This window comes from Plantactinospora sp. B5E13, from assembly GCF_039871775.1.
Lineage (GTDB): Bacteria > Actinomycetota > Actinomycetes > Mycobacteriales > Micromonosporaceae > Plantactinospora.
Map to the genome: position 1 here is coordinate 180743 of NZ_JBDPLT010000001.1, position 17863 is coordinate 198605.

The following is a 17863-nucleotide window of genomic DNA, read 5'->3' on the forward strand; positions in this document are numbered from 1 at the left end:
CTCCTCGCGACTCCCGCGTCGGCCGCACCCGCGGCGGCCTCTCTCCACGGTGACCCACCGTCGTCGATCGGCTCTCCGCGCACCAGCCGGTAACCACCTGGCGGGACGGCCGACCGGGGTCAGCCGCCCTCGCCCTCGACCCGCAGCACGCTGGCGATCGACCGGACGATCTCCAGTCGGCGCAGTTCGGCGACGGTCGCGGCGAGCGCCGCGTCCGGCGCGGCGTGGGTGACGATGACCAGGTCGGCGTCGCCGCCACGGGTCGCCGAGCCGGTCGGCCCACCGGCCGGTCCCGGTGGCACCGACGCCTGCCGTACGGTCGCGATCGACACGTCGTGCCGGGCGAAGACCCCGGCGACGGCGGCGAGCACACCGGGACGGTCGGCCACGTCGAGGCTGATGTGGTAGCGGGTGACCGCCTCCCCCATCGGCCGGATCGGCAGTGCCGCGTACGCCGACTCGCTGGCCGCGCGGACCCCGGCCAGGTGGTTGCGGGCGGCGGCGACCACGTCGCCGAGGACCGCGCTCGCGGTCGGCGCCCCGCCGGCGCCCCGGCCGTAGAACATCAGCTGTCCGGCGGCGGCGGCCTCGACGAAGACCGCGTTGAAGGCGTCGCCGACGCTGGCCAGCGGGTGGCCGACCGGGATCATCGCCGGGTGCACCCGGACGCTCACCGACTCGACGCCGGCCGAGTCCGGGCCCCGGGAGGCGATGCAGAGCAGTTTGATCGTGCAGCCCATCGCCTTGGCGCTGGCCATGTCGGCGGCGGTGACCTCGGTGATCCCCTCGCGGTGCACGTCGGCGGCGGTGACCCGGGTGTGGAAGGCGAGCGAGGCGAGGATCGCGGCCTTGGCGGCGGCGTCGAAGCCCTCCACGTCGGCGGTCGGGTCGGCCTCGGCGTAGCCGAGTTCGGTCGCCTCCTCCAGCGCCTCGGCGAAGCCGGCGCCGCTGGCGTCCATCGCGGAGAGGATGAAGTTGGTGGTGCCGTTGACGATCCCGGTGACCCGGGTGATCGTGTCGCCGTGCAGCGACTCCCGCAGCGGGCGCAGCAGCGGGATGGCGCCGGCCACCGCCGCCTCGTAGTAGAGGTCGACCCCACCCTCGGCGGCGGCGTCGTGCAGCGTGCCGCCGTCCTCGGCGAGCAGGGCCTTGTTGGCGGTGACCACGCTCTTGCCGGCCCGCATCGCCTCGACCAGCCAGCCCCGGGCCGGCTCGATCCCGCCGACCACCTCGATGACCAGGTCGACGTCGTCGCGCTTGATCAGGCCGAGCGCGTCGGTGGTGAACAGCGTCGGGTCGACCGGCAGCGGCCCTCGGTCCCGGCCCGCCCGGCGTACGGCGATGCCGGCCAGCTCCAGCGGGGCGCCGACCCGCGCGGTCAGGTCGTCGGCCTGCTCGTGCAGCAGGCGGACCACCTCGGCACCGACGGTCCCACAGCCGAGCAGGGCCAGGCGGACAGGCTTTGTCATCCCACATCCAATGCGAGCAGATCGTCTTCGGTCTCCCGCCGGACGATCAGCCGCGCCCGGCCGTCGCGGACCGCGACGACGGGTGGCCGGGGAACATGGTTGTAGTTGCTGGCCATGCTCCGGCAGTAGGCGCCCGTGCCGGGCACGGCGACAAGATCTCCGGGCTGCACGTCGGCGGGCAGGAATTCATCCTTCACCACCACATCCCCGGCCTCGCAATGCTTTCCCACCACCCGGGCGAGAATCGGCTCCGCCGCCGACGCCCGGGAGGCGACGGTCGCCGAGTACGACGCCCCGTACAGCGCGGTCCGGATGTTGTCGCTCATGCCGCCGTCGACGCTGACGTAGGTCCGGATCCCGTCCACGTCCTTGACCGTGCCGACCTCGTAGAGGGTGAAGATCGCCGGGCCGATGATCGCCCGGCCCGGCTCGATCGACAGCCGGGGTACGCCGAGCCGCTCGGCCTCGCACTCCCCCTCGACGATCTTGTGCAGCCGCTTCGCCAGCTCGTGCGGGGTCGACGGGTCGTCCTGGGTGGTGTACGCGATCCCGAAGCCGCCACCGAGGTCCAGTTCGGGCAGCTCGACGCCGCGCGCGTCCCGGATCTGCGCCTGCAGCGCGAGCACCCGCCGGGCGGCCACCTCGAAACCGCTGGTGTCGAAGATCTGCGAACCGATGTGCGAGTGCAGCCCGCGCAGCTCCAGCACGTCCTCGTCGAGGATCTTGAAAGCGGCGGTCGCCGCCGCGCCGCCGGCCAGCGAGAAGCCGAACTTCTGGTCCTCGTGCGCGGTGGCGATGAACTCGTGGGTGTGCGCCTCGACCCCGACGGTGACCCGGACCAGCACCCGGGGCCGCACACCCCGCTCCCGGGCCAGCGCGGTCAGCCGGTCGATCTCCTGGAACGAGTCGACGACGATCCGCCCGACCCCGGCGTCCACCGCCCGGGTCAGCTCCGCCACCGACTTGTTGTTGCCGTGGAAGCCGATCCGCTCCGGGGGCATCCCGGCGGCCAGCGCCACCGCCAGCTCACCGCCGGAGCAGACGTCCAGGTGCAGCCCCTCCTCGGCGATGATCCGGACGACCGCCCTGCAGATGAACGCCTTGCCGGCGTAGAAGATGTCCTCGTCCGGGAAGGCCGCCCGGAACTCCCGGCACCGGGCCCGCAGGTCGTCTTCGTCGAGGACGTACACCGGGGTGCCGTACTCGGCGGCCAGCTCACGGACGTCGAGGCCGGCGACGGTCAGCGCGCCCTCGGCGCCGCGCGCCACGGTCCGCGGCCACAGTCGCGGCACCAGCGCGTTGACGTCCTCCGGGGTACGCAGCCACGCCGGCCCCCGTACCCCGATCTCGCCGTGCAGTGCCCCGGCCTCGTGCGCGCGCATCAGCTCAGCCTTCCGTTCGCCGCCTGTGGGTCACATCTGTTCCGGTTCGCCGCTCGCATCTGGTCCGGCACGTCGCTCGCATCTGGTCCGGCACGTCGCTCACATCTGGTCCGGCGCGTCGCTCACATCTGGTCCGGCGCGGAGACACCGAGCAGCGCCAACCCGTTGGCCAGCACGATCCGGGTCGCGTCGACCAGCCACAACCGGGCCTGGGTCAGCTCCGGCGCCGGCGGGTTGGCGCCGAGCGGCAGCACCTTGCAGGCGTCGTTGAACCGGTGGTACGTACCGGCCAGCTCCTCAAGATAGCGGGCGATCCGGTGCGGCTCGCGCAGCTCGGCCGCGGTGGCCACCACCTCGGGGAACTCGCCGAGCGTCTTGAGCAGCTCGTTCTCCTTCTCGTGGCTGAGCAGCCCCGGGTCGAAGTCGGCACCCCGTACCACCCCCAGGTCGGCGCCCCGGCGCAGCAGGGACGCGATCCGGGCGTGCGCGTACTGGACGTAGTAGACCGGGTTGTCGTTCGAGTGCCGGGTGATCACCTCGATGTCGAGGGTCAGCGGCGAGTCGGTGGAGGAGCGGGCCAGCGAGTACCGGGCCGCGTCCACGCCGACCGCGTCGACCAGTTCGTCCAGGGTGATGATGTTGCCGGCCCGCTTGGAGAGCCGGACCGGCTGACCGTCGCGGACCAGGTTGACCAGCTGGCCGATCAGGATCTCGATGTTGAAGTCCGGGTCGTCACCGGCGCAGGCGGCGATCGCCCGCAGCCGGTTGACGTAGCCGTGGTGGTCGGCGCCGAGCAGGTAGACGCACTTGTCGAAGCCGCGCTCCCGCTTGTTGATGTAGTACGCCGAGTCGGCGGCGAAGTACGTCAGCTCGCCGTTGCTGCGGATCAGCACCCGGTCCTTGTCGTCGTCGAAGTCGGTGGTGCGCAGCCAGATCGCCCCGTCCGCGTCGTAGACGTGGCCCTGCTCGCGCAGCCGGCCCAGGGCGTGCTCGATCGCCCCGCTGCTGTGCAGGGTGCGCTCGGAGAACCAGACGTCGAAGTGCACGCCGAACCGCTCCAGGCTGGCCCGCATCTCGTCCAGCATCAGCTGGTAGCCCCGGTCCCGGAAGACCGGCAGCGCCTCCCCGGCCGGCTGGCCGGCCAGGTCGGGCTGCTCGCGGACGATCCGCTCGGCGATCTCGGCGACGTACTCGCCCCCGTAGCCGTCCTCCGGGGTCGGCTCGCCGTTGGCGGCCGCGTACAGCGACTGCCCGAAGCGGTCGATCTGGGCGCCGGCGTCGTTGATGTAGTGCTCGCTGGTGACCTCGGCGCCGGCCGCGGTGAGGATCCGGCGCAGCGAGTCGCCGACCGCCGCCCACCGGGTGTGCCCGAGGTGGATCGGGCCGGTCGGGTTCGCCGAGACGAACTCCAGGTTCACCTTCTGGCCGGTGAGCCGGTCGCTGCGCCCGTACGCCCCGCCGGCCTCGACCACCTCGCGGGCGAGTTGCCCGGCGGCGGCCGGGTCGAGCCGGAGGTTGAGGAAGCCGGGGCCGGCGATCTCGACCGACTTGATCCCCGGAGTCCGGGCCAGCTCCTCGGCGAGCGCGGCGGCGAGGTCCCGGGGCGGGACGCCGACCTTCTTGCTCAGCTGCAGGGCGATGGTCGAGGCGTAGTCGCCGTGCTCGGGGTTGCGGGGTCGCTCCAGCGTCACCGACTCCGGCAGCATGGTGTGATCCAGGCCACGCCGGGTGAAGACGGCGTGGGCGGCGGCGAGAACGGCCTCGGCGAGGTTGGCGGGAGTCACCGAAACATGTTACCGGGGGTAGACTCGGTCCCTCGGTGGCGACCCTGCAGGTGTGCCAGCCGCCATCCCCTGACCGACCGACCTGACGAGGGACCATGAGCATCAGCACCTCGGGTGGCGAACAGCGCCGCCCGTCCGTGGTCAGCACCGGAAAGAAGGCGCCGGCCGGCGGCAAGCCCTCCGAGGGCAAGGCGGCCGGGACCAAGACCGCGACCAGCACGGCGAAGGGCGCCTCCGCCGGGCGGGTGCCGGCCGGCCGTACCGGCAGCGGCAAGAAGCCGCCGCGTCGCCCGGTCGCCCCGGTCAAGGTCAGCGGCGGTCGCTCATGGCCGAACATCGCCATCTTCGTCGCGGTCGGCGTGATCGCCGCCAGCATCATCGGGTACGGCGCGTACGCGGTGATCCAGAACGGCAAGAGCTGGGAGGACAAGGCGGAGGCGATCAGCGGCATCGTCAACTACCGGAAGAGCGACCCGTCGGTGGTCGACCCGCTGCCGGGCAAGCAGTCGCACGAGCCGGGCCCGCAGACTTACAAGATCAACCCGCCGGTCGGCAGCACCCACAACAACGCCTGGCAGAACTGCATGGGCGACGTCTACGACGCGCCGATCGCGAACGAGCACGCGGTGCACAGCCTGGAGCACGGCGCGGTCTGGATCACCTACAACCCGAGCCTGCCGGCCGAGCAGGTGGAGCAGCTCGCCGGCAAGGTCCGGAACAACGAGTTCATGCTGATGAGCCCGGTCGAGGGCCTCGACAAGCCGATCTCGCTGCAGGCCTGGGGCTACCAGCTCAAGGTCGACAGCGCCGACGACGGCCGGATCGACGAGTTCATCACCGCCCTGCGGCAGAACGCCAGCATGGAGCCGGGTGCGCCCTGCTCCAGCGGAATCACCGCCACCGGCACCACGCCGCGAGACAACGTCCCCGGCGACCAGCCGATGCCGCCGGGCGGCGCCCCCGGTGACCAGCCGGTGCCGCCGCCGGGGAGCTGACCACCATGACCAGCAGGTCGGAGACGGTGACCGCGGGCCCGGCGGAGTTGACGACGTCGGCCGGGCCGGCGGAATCGACCGCGTCCGGCCCGGCAGGATCGACCGCGACCGGCCCGGACGTGACCGGGACCGGTGAGCCGTCGGTCGGCGAGCCGGGCACCGGCGGGCCGTCGGTCGGCGGCCCCGGTGGCGGCGACGTGGCGGACGGTCCGGGGCGGCGTGGACCGGGCACCGGCCTGCTGGCGCTCGGCGTCGTACTGGGGCTGGTGCTCGGACTGGCCGCCGGCCTGCTCGCACCGAACCTGTTCAAGCCCGGTGACGACTCCGCCGAGGCCGGCTTCGCCCGGGACATGTCGACGCACCACGCCCAGGCGGTCGAGATGTCGATCCTCGCCCACGAGAGGGCCACCGACCCGGACGTCCGGACCCTGGCCGCCGACATCGCCCTCACCCAGCAGGCGCAGATCGGCACCATGCAGACCTGGTTGAAGACCTGGGGTCTGAACCCGACCGGCAGCCAGCCGAGGATGGCCTGGATGCCGGAGGGTACGGCGATGGTCCGCAACGGGTTGATGCCCGGGATGGCCACCGACCAGCAGCGGACCGAGCTGCGTGCGGCCACCGGCCGTGACTTCGACGTCCTCTTCCTGAAGCTGATGCTCGACCACCACATCGGCGGCATCCACATGGCCGAGGCGGTCACCGAGGCCAGCGACGACGACCAGGTGACCGCACTGGCCCAGTCGATGATCAACGGCCAGCAGAAGGAGATCCAGTTGATCCAGTCGCTGCTCGGCAAGCTCGGGGCCCGGTAGCGGCCCAGATCACCAGCACCGTCACCACGGCGGCCGTCCTGCGGGGCGGCCGCCGTTTTGATGATCACCGCCCGTCTCGCGCCCTGCCGACGGTACGTCCGCTTAAGGGTGGCTTGTAGGACTTGCCCAGTTTGACGAGTTTTCTCCGTACATAACGTGACGGGTCCGATCTGCCTTCGTTGTCCTAGACATGACGGTTGCTCTCCGGGACGGACGTCGGTCGGCCACCAGTTGGTGCCGTCGACACACCATCGGCGGCGACGGCGCGGTGGCGGCCGCCCGTCGCGGACAGCGGTCGGGCGAGGCCACCGGGGGCCTCAGCCGCGACCAGGAACTGGAACTGATCGAAACGCTGCGCGGCAGCTACCCCGACCAGCACGGCCTCGACGACGAGCTCTGGAGCCGGCAGAGCGTCGCCGCCCTCGCCCAGCGGCAGTACGGTCTCTCCGCCGACGACGCCGAGATGAGCGGCTACCTGCGCGCCTGGGGCCTCGGCCCGCGCCAGCCGACCGACCGGGCCTGCGGCCTCTGCGTCGAGTCGGTGGCCAGCTGGGTCGAGCAGGAGTACCCGGCGATCCTCCGGTCGGCCCTGGAACACCGGGCCGAGGTCTGGTGGATCGGGCGTACCCGGCTGCACGGCGTGGTGCCGGCCGCCGACGTTCTCTCCGCGCTCTCGGCCCGGGGCCGGGTACGGTTCCTGATCGCCACCCCGAACGTCGACCCGCCGCTGCCCCGGGACTTCCTGCTCCGGCTCAGCGGCAGCGAGAACCGGGCCCTGCACGTGGTGGTCGACGGGTCCTGGACCCGTACCGAGTGGCCGCGCCGACTGCCGCCGCACATCGTCGCGCACCCGCTGCCGAGCTGCGGCCGGTGACGTGACCCGGGCTGGTGGCACGCGGTTCGACGAGGGCGGTTGTGGCGGCGCCGGACGCCACGACGGATACCGATTCGGCGTCCGCCGCCCTCGTTTGCTACTCTTCTCCAGTCGCTGAGCCCCCGTAGCTCAGGGGATAGAGCACCGCCCTCCGGAGGCGGGGGCGCAGGTTCGAATCCTGCCGGGGGCACACTTGCTAAGAAAGCTTTGAGCAGCACGAAAAGGCCCCTGACCAGGCGCAACCCGGTCAGGGGCGTTCTTCGTCTGTCCGGCCGTGTCCGATGATCCACGGCCGTCGGCAGCCAGTCACGGCACATACGCGGCCAGGTTTCTCGCAGCCTGCCGAGCACCTGGAACGGCATGATCCAAGTCTGCGGCACTCCCCCGTTGAGCCACGTCGACACCGCCGCGTGCCTCAGGTCAGCCACAAGGCGTCCGGGCCAGAGTGGCCGCGAGGTTGGCGAAGCCAGCCTTGTGGGTCACGTCCAACTCCGGCGGCGCACCGCGTCGCCATAGGCGGCGACCGGCGTGTGAAGGCTTCCGGTACTCCGGGCGGTCGCTCAGCGCTTGGCGAGTGCTTCGCGGCGGATCCACTGGAGCAGGGTGGGGTTGTCGACGGTGGTGATGACGCCGACGGTGGTGCGGAGGTAGCGGTCGTCGTCCAGCAAGGCCAACATGCACGCGGCCAGATCCGTGCGGGCGGTGAACCTGCCGTCGGCATGGCCTTCCACGAGGGTGTAGTCGGTGGGCGACGGCAGGTGGTAGAGGCCGCTCGGGCGCACGATCGTCCAGTCCAGATCGCTGGCGCGGACCAGCGTTTCCATCCGCCGCATGTCGTCGTACAGCGTTTTCCCCAGCACCCGCGTCACGTACGGCAGTAGTACCCGGTTGAACAGGAACCCGCCATCGGAGTACGGGTGCGGAGCGACCCCGCTTGAGCTGACCACGACGAGGCGACGTACCCGATGCCGACCCATCGCGGCGACAATATTCGTCACACCACGTGAGTAGGTGCTGATCGGGCTCTTCCCAGCGGGCACTCCGAGCGTCGACAGCACCGCATCCCGCTGCGCCACGGCGGCGTCGACGGCCACCGGATCGAGCACATCGGCACCGACCACCTCGAGGCGATCATGGTGCAGCGGAAACGCGTCCGGCTGCCGGGTGACCGCGACGACCTGATGCCCGGCGGCGAGTGCCTGGCCGGTCAGCAGGCGGCCGGTGGGACCGTTGGCGCCGAAGATTGTGATACGCATGATGACTGTTCTCCTGTGGCGTCTGTTTCTTGATCAGAAGCTGGAGACGTTGTCCGGTAAGCGGTGCCGCTCCTCGTTCGCCGAAGTGGCCGTGGCGCTGGCGAACTCGATACCGCAAGTAGCGGGTGTCCAGCGGGGTGAGGGTTTCCAGGACCACCAGCAGCGCCGCGCCTCATACGGTCGCCTGTGCGGGCTGCCCGGTGGTGGTCACTCGGTCGGCGGCCGGGCGCCGCCGAAGCATGCCGCCGGCGAGACACAACAGTATGCCGAGCGTTAGCCACGTGGCGAGGACGATGACCGAATGGGTGGCACCGTGGCCGTCGAAGAACGCGGTGGACCGCAGCAGCCCGCCACTCGCACCGGGCGGTAGCAGTTGGCCGAGCGTGCCGGACCAGCCGGGCAGCATTTCGGGCGCGGTCGCGGTGCCCGACAGGGGGTTGCCGAGGAGCATCATGATGGCCGCACCCAGGCCGAGCCCGGCGGATCCGAGCAGGGCCTCCAGCCCGAGGATACTCAGGGAGGTGGCCGCGATGGTCAGGGCGACCGCGCCGGTGTTCGCCCAGTAGGAGCCGGTCAGGGAGCCGAGCCAGAACTGCAGAATGCCCCCCACGGCGAGACCGCCGGTGACGGCGAAGGCGAGCGCTCCGACGACCCGGCGGGTGGCGCCGAGGACGAGTCTCGTCAGCAGAAACGCGGCGAGCAGACCGCCCATGACCAAGGGTAGGGCCGCGGCGGCCAGCCCGGCGCCACGCGGGTCGTCGGCCGGCAACGGGACAAGGTCGCGGACGCCGGACGGCGAACTGACGCCCTGGGACTGCGCCTGGCTGAGCGCGGTGGCGATGCCGTTGAGGGTCTGGGCGACGGCTGCGCTGCCTGCCGAGGCGAGGATGACCTGCGGTGCGCCGGAGCTTACGTCGATCGCCCCGTAGACATCGCGGTTGCGGATCAACTGTTCGGCGGTGGCGGTGTCGGCGACTTCGGTGATGTCGAAGGCGTCGGGAAGGCGTTCGTCGAGGGCGACGCTGAGCTGTCTGACCGCGGGTGCCGGCCCGGCGACGGCGATTGGCACGTCGTGCATCGACGATCGCACCGAGGGCCAGGCGAAGGCGGTCAGGAGCACGCTGACGACCGCCGTGAGCAGGGCGACGGCCCGGGCCACCGCCGTCCAGGGCGACGGTGATGCATCGGTTACGGGCTGGGCCTGAACGGCCATGTCGTGTTCTCCAAGATAGTCGGTGTTCACCGCAGGGTGAGTGGGGTTGCGGACTCGACACGGGTGAGCTTTTCCGGGTTGCGGACGTAGTAGAGGCCGGTGATGCGGGCGTCCTCGACGCGGACGGCGAGGACGCCGTCGAGCTGGCCGTCCAGGCGCAACACCAGTGACGGGTTGCCGTTGACCACGGAGGGTTCGGCGGTGAGGATGCTGTCCACCTTGCCGATGCCGGCGACAAACATGCGGGCCACCTTGTCGGCACCGGTCACCGGCCGCAGCGCGGCCTGTTTGATACCGCCGCCGTCGGCCACCAGGACCACGTCTGGGGCGAGCACGTGGAGGAGGCCTTGCAGGTCACCGGTTTCGATCGCGTGCCGCAGCGAGTCCAGCGCCGCCCGGGTCAGGCTCGCCGGGACCACCTGGCGCGGGCGGCGGGCGTCGACGTGCTGGCGGGCGCGGTAGGCGATCTGGCGGACCGCCGAGGGGGTCTTGTCGAGGGCTGCCGCGATCTCGTCGTAGCTGACGTCGAAGGCCTCGTGAAGGACGAAGACGGCGCGTTCGGTCGGCGTCAGCGTTTCGAGGACGAGCATGAGCGCCATCGACATGTTCTCCGCAAGCTCGACGTCGTCGGCCACGTCCGGCGCGGTGAGCAGCGGCTCCGGCAGCCAGGAGCCGACGTACGCCTCCCTGCGACGCCGCATGGTACGCAGCCGGTTGAGCGCCTGTCGGGTGGTGATCCGGACCAGGTAGGCCCGCTCGTCGCTGACCCGCGCCAGGTCCACTTTGACCCAGCGCAGCCAGGTCTCCTGGAGGACGTCCTCGGCGTCGGCCGCCGATCCGAGCATCTCGTAGGCGACGGTGAACAGCAGGTTCCGGTGGGCCACAAAGGTTTCGGTGGCGGGGTCGGCGGGGGGTGTGTCCACTGCAGGACCTTCCATTCCGACGGGTCAGGTCAGCGGGCGGCGCGCGCCTGGAGCCGCTGACGACGGGTGTCGTCGCGGAACTTCCAGGTGTAGGAGCCGGGCTTGTGCGCCTCGTGCGCCAGGTGCTCGACCAGGCCCGGGAAGCTGCCGCTCTTGATCTTCGCGCCGAGGAAGCCGCCGATCGCGAAGCCTTTGGCGAGGTCGTTCCTCGAGGCGATCTGTACGGTGGCGGCGCCGTGGCCCAGGCTGACGCACTGCCCGAAGAAGCCGATGGCGATGGTCGCCGGTTGCCTGCCCGCGATCCGGGCGAGCACTGTGTCGGCCGCATGTGCGCCGAGGGGATTGGCGGCCTGACAGCTCATTCGCAGCGGCAGATTCGACGGTGCCGCCGAGTCGCCAGCGGCGACGATGTGGTCGTGGTCGATGCTGGTGAGCGTCTCGTCGGTCAGGAGGCGTCCGGCCACGTCGGTCGTGAGCCCGCTGCGGGCGGCCAGGTCGGGAATGCTGAACCCGGCCGTCCAGATGGTCACCGTGCTGGGCAGCTCCCGGCCGTCCGCCAGTAGGACGGCGTCTCGGCTCACCGCGGTAACCTTCGCACCAGGACCGTCGATGACGGTCACCCCGAGCTTGGCCAGCCGCTTGGCGAACCTGCGGCGAACCCGGGGGTGCAGGTACGGGTGGAGCACCCTGCCACACACGAGCGTCACGGCGCGGCCCTCGGCCGCCAGTTCGGTGGCGACCTCGATGCCTGTCGCGCCGGCTCCGACCACCGTCACCACGTCCGTCGTGGGCGTGGTCTCGAGCACTGCCCGCAGCCGCTGCGCCTCCTCCAGGCTGGCCATGTTGTGGGCGTACTCGGCGGCCCCAGGCACACCCGGGTCGGCGCTGCCGCTGCCCACCGCGTAGACGAGGTAGTCGTAACCAACCGTGCCACCGCTCGCCAACAAAACGGTGCGCTCGGCCGCGTCGATCCGGCTGGCGGTGTCGACCATCAGCCGGACGCGGTCGGCCAGGACGTCGCGGTAGCCGACGACCGCGTCGCCGGTTCCGCCGACGAGCTGGTGCAGGCGGATGCGGTGAACGAAGTCCGGCCGCGGGTTGATCAGGGTCACGGTCACGTCGTCGCGTTGGGTGAGGCGGTTGGCCGCCATGACACCGGCGTATCCGCCGCCGACCACGACCACACTGATGTTCTCCGTCATCGTGTCTCCCTCGTGTTTCGGTGTTCGGCCACAGGACACCGCCTGAGGGGCTGGCATAACAGCGCGTGAGCCGGGTCACTCGTCCCGGCCAACGGCCGGCGTTCGACAAGCGGCGGGCCGATAGGCAACCAAGCGCCGTGGTAGCCGAGGCTGACAACCAGCGCGGGTGCCACGCCTGGCCGCGGTCGGCGTCGGGTCACCACCAGGTGCTGAGCGGCGTGTCCGGTTCGTGTCGCCGCCAGGCTGCGGTGAGACGGGCGAGGCGGGTGGGGGCGGCGAGGAACTCCTCGACGATCCTGCGGGCGGACGCCGGGTCGACTGCGCCGGCGCGGCAGCGGGCAGCGGTCATGCGGCGCCGGGCATGCTCACGGCTCCGGGGCGACCGGCTCCGTCGGCCGGGTACGGAACCGGAACCGGGTCAGGCGGTCCCGGGCGGCGGGGACGATGCCGTGCGGCAGGAAGAGCACCACCAGGACGAGCAGCAGCCCGTACACCGCGTACGACAGCACGCTGGGCGCGTAGCTGGGCATGCCGGGCTGGGTGCCCAGGGTGTTGAGCAGCTGGACGAGCAGGACGATGGCGGTCGCCCCGACCAGGGCCCCCCACAGGGTGCCGAGACCGCCGACGACGGCCATCACGACGTACTCGATGGAGAGCAGGACCGGAAACGAGCCCGGCGCGAGATAGCCGAGATAGAAGGCGTAGATGCCGCCGGCGAGGCCGGCGCAGGCGGCGGCCAGCGCGAAGACGGTGAGCCGGTAGCGGCCGACCGGGACGCCGCTGGCGGCCGACGCGGTCTCGCTGGTCGCCAGGGCGCGCAGCGCCCGGCCGGGTCGGGAGGCGACGACGTTGCGGGCCACCAGCAGGGTGAGCGCGACCGCCGCCCAGACCAGGTACGCGTACGAGAGATCGTCGGCGAACTCGTAGCCGCCGACCGACAGCCGGGGAATGCCCTGCAGGCCGATCGCGCCGCCGGCCCACTCCGCCTGGCTGAGCAGCGACAGCAGGATCAGCTGCATGGCGAGGGTGGCGAAGGCCAGGTGGTGGCCGCGCAGTCGCAGCAGCGGCACCCCGACCACTGTGGCGAACGCGGCGGAGACCAGCGGCGCGGCGAGCAGCCCGAGCAGCGGCGGCAGGCTGTGCACGCTGAGCAGGCCGGCGGTGTAACCGCCGATGGCGTAGAACGACGCCTGCCCGAGCGAGACCTGCCCGGCGTACCCCATCAGCAGGGACAGTCCGACGGTGACCATCGCGGCGAGGCCGAGCAGGATGTACATGGCCAGGTGGCTGGCCGAGAGCAGCGGCGGCAGGGCGAGGGTCAGCGCGGCCACCGCCGCCACCGGTGCCCACCGGGTCATCAGGCCACCTCCCGCTGGGCGGCCGGCTGGCGGGCGGCCTGCCAGATCATCGCGGCCAGCATCAGCACGAGGGCGACCTCCAACTGGTACGCGGCGTTGCCGTAGCCGGCGACGAGTGCCTGTGCGACGCCGAGCAGCAGTCCACCGGCGAGGGTGAGTGCCGGCCGGACCAGTCCGCCGAGGATCGCGGCGGCGAAGCCGCCGACGATGAGGGTGACGTCGTAGTCGAAGGTGACCAGCTGGATCGGGGTGACCAGCACCCCGGCGAGGCCGCCGAGCGCACCGCCGACGGCGAAGGAGAGCAGGCCCATCCGGGTGACGTTGATCCCGACCACCTTCGCGGCGTACGGGTTGGACGCGCAGGCCGACAGCGCTCGGCCGACGTCGGTACGGGCGAACAGGATCGCCAGGGTCACGAAGACGGCCACCGTCGCGCCGATGATCAGCAGGTAGTGGGCCTGGAACCGGGCGCCGGCCAGCTCCACGGCGCCGGGCACACCGGCGAACGAGCGGGGCTGGTCGCCCCAGATCAGCACCTCGACCGCGTACGCGGCGACGGCGAGTCCGAGCGTGATGATGAGCGAGGCGCCGGGCGGGGTACCCGGTTTCCCGATCGCGACCAGGCCGACCAGCAGTCCGGCCCCGGCACCGACCGCCACGGCGAGCAGTTCGGACAGCCCGTGCGGCAGCCCGGCGGCGAGCAGGGTCGAGGTGGTCAGGGCGGCGAGCACCGCGAAACTGCCCTGGGCGAAGTTGACCACCCGGGTGACCCGGTGGATGACCACCATGCCGCTGCCGACCAGGGCGAAGGCGCAGCCGCCGCCGAGTCCGGTGATCAGGTACTGGAGGAGGTCGCTCACCGGGCCGCCCCCAGGTAGGCGTCGGCGACCCGGGGGTCGGCGGCGAGGTCGGCGGCGGTGCCGGTGGCGACGACCCGGCCGGCTTCGAGCACGTACCCACGGCCGCAGAGGTCGAGGGCGAGCCGGGCGTTCTGTTCGACGAGCAGGACGGCGAGGCCGTCGGTGTTGAGTTCGCGCAGGTGCCGGGCCAGGTCGGCGACGACCAGCGGGGCGAGGCCGAGGGAGAGTTCGTCGACGACGAGCACCTCCGGGCGGGCCATCAGCGCCCGGCCTACCGCGACCATCTGCTGTTCGCCGCCGGAGAGTGAGCCGGCGCGGCGGCGGCGCAGCGGGTCGAGGCGGGGCAGGATGTCGTAGACCGGCGCGGTGGTCCGGTTGCGGATCGCCCAGCCGCCGAGCCGGAGGTTGTCGTCGACGGTCAGGTCGGGAAACATCTGGCGCCCCTCCGGCACGTACCCGAGTCGGCCCCGGACCGCGACGGTGCCGGCGGCCGGGCGGAGGATCCCGGCCAGGGTGTCGGCCAGGGTGGACTTGCCGGCGCCGTTCGGGCCGATCAGGGCGACCATCTCGCCGGCCGCCACGGTGAGGTCGACCCGGTCGAGCGCGACCGCGGCCCCGTGCCGGACGGTGAGCTCGCGGACCTCGATCACCTGCTCACCTCCGCACCGAGGTACGCGGCCACCACGGCCGGGTCGGCGCGGACCTCGGCCGGGGTGCCTTCGGCGATCACCCGGCCGAGGTCCAGCACCGTGACCCGGTCGGCGAGCCGGGTCACGAAGGCCACGTCGTGCTCAATCTTGATCATGGTCAGGCCGTCGGCCTTCAGCTCCTCGATGAGCTGCGCGAGCGCCTCCCGCTCGGCGGCCCGCAGGCCGGCCGCCGGCTCGTCGAGCAGCAGCAGCCGGGGCCGGCCGCACAGGGCCCGGGCCACCTGGAGGGCCCGCTGCTGACCCAGCGGCAGGGACTCGGCCGGCCGGTCCGCCCAGTCGGCCAACCCGACCCGGTCCAGTGCCGTCCGGGCCTGCTGCCGGATCTCCCGTTCCTCCCGGTGGTGCCGGGGCAGCCGCAGCGCCGCGCCGAGGAAGCCGCCCCGGGTGGTGGCGTGCCCACCCACCATCACGTTCTCCAGCGCGGTCATGCCCCGGAAGACCCGGGCCCCCTGGAAGACGATCGCGATGCCCCGGGTCGCCCGGCGGTGCGGCGGCAGCCGGTCGATCCGCTCCCCCGCGTACGTGATCGTGCCGGCCTGGCTCGCCAACTGCCCACCGATCAGGCCGAACAACGTGGACTTGCCGGCGCCGTTCGGCCCGATCACTCCGCGCAGTTCCCCGGGGGCGACGTCGAGGTGGACGTCGCGTACGGCGTAGACGCCGCCGAAGGACCGGGCGACGCCGGCCACCCGCAGCAGCGGCTCGGTCACCGGCCCGCCACCGTGGCCAACTGCTCCCGCGCCCACTCGGTGGGTAAAAACCCCCCGCCCTTCACCACGTTGATCGAGATGTAGTCGGCCCTGAGGCCGGCGTGGTCGGTGGCGCTGTAGGCGTAGCTGCCGTTCGGGGTGGTCAGGGTCAGCCCCTCCAGCGCGGCCCGGACCTTCTCCCGATCGGTGCTGCCGGCCTTTTCGATCGCGGCGACCAGCAGCTTCACCCCGGTGTAGCCGTCCTGGGCGAACTGCGGCGGTGCGTAGCCGTGTTTGCTCTGGAACGGGCCGGCCAGTTCGTCGATCGCCCGCTTCTGGGCACCATCGGGCAGCTCGGCACCGACCACCCCGATCGAGCTGGCCACCAGCGCCCCCTCGGCGGCGGCGCCGACCGGCTCCAGCCACAGCTTGCTGGCCTGCGCCCCGGTGAAGACGACGGGCAGGTCCAGGCCCGCGGTGGCGTACTGCTTGGCCAGGGCGACGCCGGGCGGGCCGGTCGCCCAGACCACGAGGGCCTGCGCACCTGAGGACCGCACCTGGTTGAAGACCGCGGAGAACTCGGTCGTGGTGGTCTGGAACTCCGGGGTGGCGGTCAGCGTGATGCCGTACGTGGCGGCCTTCTCCCTGGTTCCGTCGAAGCCGGCCCGGGCGTACGAGCTCTTGCCGTCGTACGCGACCGCGACCCGGCTGATCCGCTCCGCCTTCAGGTACTGCAGGATCCGGTCCGCGTACGTGGCGGAGGTGGCCGGCACGACGAAGACGTACGGGCGGACCGGGTCGACCTGCTCGTCGGCCGGGGTCAACGAGATGTACGGAATCTTCTCCCGCTCGACCAGTGGGATGGTCGCCAGCGCGGAGTTGGAGAACGGCGAGCCGATCACCGCGACCGCGTCCCGGCCCCGGAGGTCGTTGAAGGCCAGCACCGACTGGTCGGGCTGGCTCTTGTCGTCCCGGACAACGAGTTCGATCTGCCGACCGAGCACCCCGCCGGCCGTGTTGACCTGCTCGACGGCGAGCGCGACGGACTTCTCGTTCTCGGTGCCGAGCGGGGCGTAGTTGCCGGTCAGCGACACGATCTGGCCGACCCTGATCGGTCCCGCGCCGGTCCCGGCGGGTGAGTCGTCGGCGCAGGCGGCCGTGGCGAGGACCACGGCGAGCGCGGCGACGGGTACGGCGGTACGTCGCACGGGGTGCCTCCCACCACGAGGGGGACGGGTGTGTTACCAGGACGCTAGACACCTATTGCACGCCGGTCAATATTCATGCCTTCTGTTAACCGGTGCAGTAGCGTCACCGACGTCGCCGCAAGGCGCGAAGCTGATGAGATGGCGCACGACACGCCAACTGTATAGTTACCGGCATGTCGGTCCCGCCCGCCGCGCCCGCCGCCGACCTGCCCCGGATGCAGACCGGCGGAAGCCCGCAGCACCTGCTGCTGACCCTGCTCGGCGACTACTGGTACGGCCAGCGCGCACCGCTGCCCTCGGCCGCGCTGGTGGCGCTGCTCGGCGAGTTCGACATCACCGAGGTCGGCGCCCGCGCGGCGCTGAGCCGGCTGGCCCGCCGCGGCCTGCTGGAGCAGTCCAAGACCGGCCGGCGCACCTCCTACGCGCTGAGCCCCCGGGCGGCCGAGGTGCTCACCGAGGGCCGGGCCCACATCCTGTCGTTCGGCGCGGACCGGACCGGCTGGACCGGGCGGTGGACGGTGGCCGCGTTCTCCGTGCCGGAGGACGACCGCTCCCGCCGCAACGCGCTGCGCACCCGCCTCGGCTGGTACGGCTTCGCGCCGCTCTACGACGGGCTCTGGGTCTCCCCACAGGAGCGGGTGACCGAGGTGACCGCGATCCTGTCCGAGCTGGGCATCGACCGGGCGACGGTCTTCACCGCCGAACTGGCCGAGGGCGGACCGGTGGCCGGCCACCCGATCCGGGCCTGGGACCTCGACGCGCTGCGGGCCGGCTACGAACGTCTGTTGTCGAGGTTCGACCCGGTCCTGCGGCAGTGGCGTGGCGGGCGGATCGGCACCGCGGAGGCGCTGGTCTCCCGGACCGCGCTGATGGACGAGTGGCGCACCCTGCCGAGCCTCGACCCGGAACTGCCGACCGAACTGCTGCCGCCCCGCTGGCCCCGGGCGCGGGCCCGGCAACTCTTCGTCGAGTTGTACGACGGACTCGCCGGCCTGGCCGAGCAGCGGGTGGTCCAGGTGGTCGCCGCGTACGACCCCGCGCTGGCCGCGCTCGTCCGCAGCCACACCACCCGGGACATGTGACACTAGTCTTGACGCCAGGCATCGATGGAGTCAGACTCGGCGC

Annotated in this window: 17 protein-coding genes and 1 tRNA gene; 5 read left to right on the top strand and 13 right to left on the bottom strand. The window is 71.9% G+C overall.

The window, feature by feature from the left end:
• Nucleotides 1-119: 119 nt before the first annotated feature.
• The 3 genes from ABGB05_RS00785 to argS all read right to left on the bottom strand — a co-directional run bounded on the left by ABGB05_RS00785 (nt 120) and on the right by argS (nt 4635).
• On the bottom strand, nt 120-1469 hold the full coding sequence (locus ABGB05_RS00785; protein ID WP_347651117.1) for a homoserine dehydrogenase: 1350 nt from the start codon (nt 1467-1469) through the stop codon (nt 120-122).
• Nucleotides 1466-2851, bottom strand: a complete 1386-nt coding sequence (gene lysA, locus ABGB05_RS00790; RefSeq protein ID WP_347651118.1) for a diaminopimelate decarboxylase — start codon at nt 2849-2851, stop codon at nt 1466-1468. Before lysA ends, ABGB05_RS00785 begins: the two co-directional genes overlap by 4 nt.
• Before the next feature lie 122 nt (nt 2852-2973).
• Nucleotides 2974-4635 carry an arginine--tRNA ligase gene (argS, locus tag ABGB05_RS00795; protein WP_347651119.1) on the bottom strand — a complete coding sequence of 554 codons (1662 nt, stop codon included), beginning with the start codon at nt 4633-4635 and terminating at the stop codon, nt 2974-2976.
• A gap of 95 nt (nt 4636-4730) precedes the next feature.
• Here argS and ABGB05_RS00800 point away from each other — a divergent pair, with 95 nt between their 5' ends.
• From ABGB05_RS00800 to ABGB05_RS00815, 4 genes are all read left to right on the top strand, one after another.
• Complete coding sequence (locus ABGB05_RS00800; protein WP_347651120.1) at nt 4731-5630, top strand: DUF3105 domain-containing protein; 900 nt, start codon at nt 4731-4733, stop codon at nt 5628-5630.
• Nucleotides 5631-5635: 5 nt separating this feature from the next.
• Nucleotides 5636-6445 (top strand): DUF305 domain-containing protein, encoded by an 810-nt coding sequence (locus ABGB05_RS00805; RefSeq protein ID WP_347651121.1) that lies wholly within the window; start codon nt 5636-5638, stop codon nt 6443-6445.
• 190 nt (nt 6446-6635) lie between these two features.
• Entirely contained in the window at nt 6636-7319 is a 684-nt protein-coding gene (locus ABGB05_RS00810; protein WP_347651122.1) for a winged helix-turn-helix domain-containing protein, read from the top strand.
• A 118-nt stretch (nt 7320-7437) separates the two neighbouring features.
• A tRNA-Arg gene (locus ABGB05_RS00815) sits at nt 7438-7509 on the top strand.
• Between the two features lie 370 nt (nt 7510-7879).
• Here the strand turns inward: ABGB05_RS00815 and ABGB05_RS00820 are convergent.
• The 10 genes from ABGB05_RS00820 to ABGB05_RS00865 form a co-directional block, all read right to left on the bottom strand.
• Nucleotides 7880-8575, bottom strand: a complete 696-nt coding sequence (locus ABGB05_RS00820; protein ID WP_347651123.1) for an NAD(P)H-binding protein — start codon at nt 8573-8575, stop codon at nt 7880-7882.
• A gap of 172 nt (nt 8576-8747) precedes the next feature.
• The gene (locus ABGB05_RS00825; protein WP_347651124.1) at nt 8748-9734 is read right to left on the bottom strand and encodes a hypothetical protein; all 987 of its coding nucleotides are present in this window, start codon (nt 9732-9734) and stop codon (nt 8748-8750) included.
• Nucleotides 9735-9814: 80 nt separating this feature from the next.
• Nucleotides 9815-10711 (bottom strand): RNA polymerase sigma-70 factor, encoded by an 897-nt coding sequence (locus tag ABGB05_RS00830; protein ID WP_347651125.1) that lies wholly within the window; start codon nt 10709-10711, stop codon nt 9815-9817.
• Between the two features lie 29 nt (nt 10712-10740).
• Complete coding sequence (locus ABGB05_RS00835; RefSeq protein WP_347651126.1) at nt 10741-11913, bottom strand: FAD-dependent oxidoreductase; 1173 nt, start codon at nt 11911-11913, stop codon at nt 10741-10743.
• A 196-nt stretch (nt 11914-12109) separates the two neighbouring features.
• Nucleotides 12110-12262 carry a hypothetical protein gene (locus ABGB05_RS00840; RefSeq protein WP_347651127.1) on the bottom strand — a complete coding sequence of 51 codons (153 nt, stop codon included), beginning with the start codon at nt 12260-12262 and terminating at the stop codon, nt 12110-12112.
• Nucleotides 12263-12278: 16 nt separating this feature from the next.
• On the bottom strand, nt 12279-13271 hold the full coding sequence (locus tag ABGB05_RS00845; protein WP_347651128.1) for a branched-chain amino acid ABC transporter permease: 993 nt from the start codon (nt 13269-13271) through the stop codon (nt 12279-12281).
• Nucleotides 13271-14131, bottom strand: a complete 861-nt coding sequence (locus tag ABGB05_RS00850) for a branched-chain amino acid ABC transporter permease (protein ID WP_347651129.1) — start codon at nt 14129-14131, stop codon at nt 13271-13273. Before ABGB05_RS00850 ends, ABGB05_RS00845 begins: the two co-directional genes overlap by 1 nt.
• A complete protein-coding gene (locus ABGB05_RS00855; RefSeq protein WP_347651130.1) occupies nt 14128-14781 on the bottom strand; it encodes an ABC transporter ATP-binding protein in 654 nt (217 codons plus the stop codon). Before ABGB05_RS00855 ends, ABGB05_RS00850 begins: the two co-directional genes overlap by 4 nt.
• On the bottom strand, nt 14778-15551 hold the full coding sequence (locus tag ABGB05_RS00860; RefSeq protein ID WP_347651131.1) for an ABC transporter ATP-binding protein: 774 nt from the start codon (nt 15549-15551) through the stop codon (nt 14778-14780). The genes ABGB05_RS00855 and ABGB05_RS00860 overlap by 4 nt, the downstream gene beginning before the upstream one ends.
• Complete coding sequence (locus tag ABGB05_RS00865; protein ID WP_347651132.1) at nt 15548-16738, bottom strand: ABC transporter substrate-binding protein; 1191 nt, start codon at nt 16736-16738, stop codon at nt 15548-15550. Before ABGB05_RS00865 ends, ABGB05_RS00860 begins: the two co-directional genes overlap by 4 nt.
• Before the next feature lie 173 nt (nt 16739-16911).
• Between ABGB05_RS00865 and ABGB05_RS00870 the strand changes: the two genes are divergently transcribed.
• Nucleotides 16912-17820 (top strand): PaaX family transcriptional regulator C-terminal domain-containing protein, encoded by a 909-nt coding sequence (locus ABGB05_RS00870; RefSeq protein WP_347651133.1) that lies wholly within the window; start codon nt 16912-16914, stop codon nt 17818-17820.
• Nucleotides 17821-17863: the final 43 nt, after the last annotated feature.

Excerpts from the sequence above, each read along its gene's own strand:
- ABGB05_RS00785 (WP_347651117.1), bottom strand. The coding sequence starts at position 1,469 with ATGACAAAGCCTGTCCGCCTGGCCCTGCTCGGCTGTGGGACCGTCGGT.
- lysA (WP_347651118.1), bottom strand. The coding sequence starts at position 2,851 with ATGCGCGCGCACGAGGCCGGGGCACTGCACGGCGAGATCGGGGTACGG.
- ABGB05_RS00800 (WP_347651120.1), top strand. The coding sequence starts at position 4,731 with ATGAGCATCAGCACCTCGGGTGGCGAACAGCGCCGCCCGTCCGTGGTC.
- ABGB05_RS00805 (WP_347651121.1), top strand. The coding sequence starts at position 5,636 with ATGACCAGCAGGTCGGAGACGGTGACCGCGGGCCCGGCGGAGTTGACG.
- ABGB05_RS00810 (WP_347651122.1), top strand. The coding sequence starts at position 6,636 with ATGACGGTTGCTCTCCGGGACGGACGTCGGTCGGCCACCAGTTGGTGC.
- ABGB05_RS00820 (WP_347651123.1), bottom strand. The coding sequence starts at position 8,575 with ATGCGTATCACAATCTTCGGCGCCAACGGTCCCACCGGCCGCCTGCTG.
- ABGB05_RS00835 (WP_347651126.1), bottom strand. The coding sequence starts at position 11,913 with ATGACGGAGAACATCAGTGTGGTCGTGGTCGGCGGCGGATACGCCGGT.
- ABGB05_RS00840 (WP_347651127.1), bottom strand. The coding sequence starts at position 12,262 with ATGACCGCTGCCCGCTGCCGCGCCGGCGCAGTCGACCCGGCGTCCGCC.
- ABGB05_RS00845 (WP_347651128.1), bottom strand. The coding sequence starts at position 13,271 with ATGACCCGGTGGGCACCGGTGGCGGCGGTGGCCGCGCTGACCCTCGCC.
- ABGB05_RS00870 (WP_347651133.1), top strand. The coding sequence starts at position 16,912 with ATGTCGGTCCCGCCCGCCGCGCCCGCCGCCGACCTGCCCCGGATGCAG.